At 63.4% G+C, this 864-nt stretch carries 1 protein-coding gene; it reads right to left on the bottom strand.

Translation table 11 applies throughout. The features are described 5' to 3' along the window. Positions 1-864 (bottom strand): condensation domain-containing protein (locus CV770_RS41215; protein ID WP_245454033.1); only part of this gene is annotated, 864 nt, incomplete at both ends.

Raw genomic sequence — 864 nt, 5'->3', positions numbered from 1 at the left:
CCAGGGTGTTGACGAAGAACCCGATCAGCTCTTCGATCTGCCGGTGCCCCCGATTGGCGCTCGGCACGCCAATCACAAGATCGTCCTGCCCCGACAGACGCGACAGCACCGCCGCCCAGGCCGCCAGCACTGTCATGAACAACGTCGTGCCATGCTGCAGGCTCAGCTGCTTCAGCTCCCGCGTCAAATCCGCATCGATGATGACCGGAACCGTGGCCGCGGCAAACGACTGCTGGGCAGGCCGCGCATGGTCCGTCGGCAAGACAAGACGGGTCGTGCCTGCCAGGGCGCTGCGCCAATACTGCGCCTGCTTCTGCAGCCGATCCCCCGACAGCCATTGGCGTTGCCAGGCGGCATAATCCGGATACTGGATCGCAAGCGGCGGCAGAGGATCGTCCTGCCCAGCCTCAAATGCCCGGTAGAGCTGGCTAAGTTCACGCAGCAGCACGCCCATCGACCAGCCGTCCGAGACGATGTGATGCTGGGTCAGCAGGAAGACGTGTTCCTCATCCGACATCCGCACCAGATGCCCGCGGATCAGCGGACCGCGCGCAAGATCGAATGGCGTGCGCCCCTCTTCATGGCGAAGATCCAAAAGTGCCGCTTGCGCATCCGATCTCTCCCGCAGATCGTGCTCAACTATCGGCAGTCCCGCATCCGGGGGCAGAACCTCAACCCGGGGCTTGCCCTGCGTCGCGACAAAAACACTGCGCAGCGCCTCATGACGCGCAAACACACGGTCAAGGCTGCGCTGCCAGGCGCTGCGGTCGAGCATCCCGCGTAGTCGCAAGGTCAGCGGAATGTGATAGTTCGTGCTGCCTTCGTTCAGTTGCGCCAAAAACCATAGCCGCTGCTGCGCAAACG

It is taken from the genome of Bradyrhizobium sp. AC87j1 (genome assembly GCF_002936975.1).
Lineage (GTDB): Bacteria > Pseudomonadota > Alphaproteobacteria > Rhizobiales > Xanthobacteraceae > Bradyrhizobium > Bradyrhizobium shewense.
Note: the sequence above shows the minus strand (reverse complement) of the source record. Positions and strands in the feature narration are given on the sequence as shown.